The 1,505-nt window shown below is 78.5% G+C and carries 2 protein-coding genes; both read left to right on the top strand.

Annotation, left to right across the window (positions count from 1 at the left end):
- The coding region (locus tag ACWJ6R_RS36160; protein ID WP_449066517.1) for an acyltransferase domain-containing protein at positions 1-1,288 on the top strand (1,288 nt) is incomplete at its 5' end.
- Positions 1,180-1,505: hypothetical protein (locus ACWJ6R_RS36155; RefSeq protein WP_449066518.1), on the top strand; the 326-nt coding region annotated here is incomplete at its 3' end. The genes ACWJ6R_RS36160 and ACWJ6R_RS36155, both read left to right, overlap by 109 nt.

Here is a 1,505-nt window from a genome sequence, read left to right as displayed (position 1 = left end):
GCTGCGGGCCGTACACGAGGGACGGCCCGCGCCGGACACCGCGACGGGTACGGCGGCCGGCGGGCGGGGGCCCGTCTGGGTGTTCGGCGGGTACGGCTCGCAGTGGGCCGGGATGGGAGCGGGCCTGTACGCGCGGGAGCCCGTCTTCGCCGGCGTGATCGACGAGCTGGACCCCCTGTTCCGCCAGGAGGCGGGCATTCCGCTGAGGGAGGTCGTCGCCGCGGGCCGCGACCCCGGGGGAGTGGCCACCGCCCAGCCGCTGATCTTCGCGGTGCAGGTGGCGCTGGCCCGGCTGTGGAACTCCCACGGCGTACGGCCCGCGGCCGTGGTCGGGCACTCGATGGGCGAGATCGCCGCCGCCGTGGTCGCGGGCGGGATCGGGCCGCAGGACGCGGTCCGGGTGGTCTGCCGCCGGGCCCGGCTGCTCGGCACCCTCGGTGGCGGCGGCGCGATGGCCGTGCTGGAGGTGGCCGCCGAGGAGGTCCCGGCCGACCTGCACGTCGCCGTCCACTCCTCGCCGAGGCAGTGCGTCGTCACCGGGGATCCCGGCCGGGTCGCGGCCTTCGCCGCCGAGGTGGAGGGGCGCGGCCTGCTGTCCCGGCTGCTGACCGCGGAGGGCGCCGGGCACTCGCCCCAGGTCAAGCCGCTCCTGCCGAGGCTGCGCGCGGAGCTCTCCGGGATCGAGGGGGGAAAGCCCGGCCTCCCCTTCTACTCGACCGTGCTGGACGACCCCCGGGAGGCCCCCGTCTTCGAGCCCGCCTACTGGGCCGCCGGGGTCCGCCGCCCGGTCCGGCTGATGGCCGCGCTCCGGGCCGCCGCCGAGGACGGGCACACCGTCTTCACCGAGATCGGCCCGCACCCCGTCCTGGCCACGGCGCTGCGCGACACCCTCCCGGCGGGCAGCGTGGTCACGCACTCGCTCCGCCGGGGACACGACGAGGAGTTCGCCGCCCAGCTGGCGGCCGTGGCCGTGGCGCTGCCCTCGGCGGAGCTGGCCCCGTACGGCGCGGTCACCGACCTGCCGCTGCCCGCGTGGCGGCACGAGCGGCACTGGGTCTCCGCCGTCCGGCGCACCGCGCTCCCGCCGGGTGCCCACCCGCTGCTCGGCACGCACGTCGAGAGCCCCGCCGGCACGTGTGGACCGCGACCGTCGACGACCTCGCCGACGCCCCCTGGCGGCTGGACCCCGCGCACCGGCGGGTCCACGGCCTGCCGGTGCTGCCGCTGGCCGCGGTGGCCGCCCTCGCCCAGGCCGCGGCCTCGCAGGTCTGCGGCCGGGCCGAGCTGACCGACGTCGTCCTGGAAGGGCTGCTCCCGCTGCCCGCCGAGGTCGTCACCACCGTCACCCCGTGCGGCGAGGTGGAGATCGACGCGAGGAACGCCGCGGGGACCTGGATCCGGTACGGCACCGCGACCATCGTCACCGACGCGCCCCCGGCCGGGCGGTCCCGAGCCCGGCGGAGCTCGCCGCCCGGCTGCACGGCCGGGCGGCGGAGGAAGCGGGC

It is taken from the genome of Planomonospora algeriensis (assembly GCF_977012225.1).
Note: the sequence above shows the minus strand (reverse complement) of the source record. Positions and strands in the feature narration are given on the sequence as shown.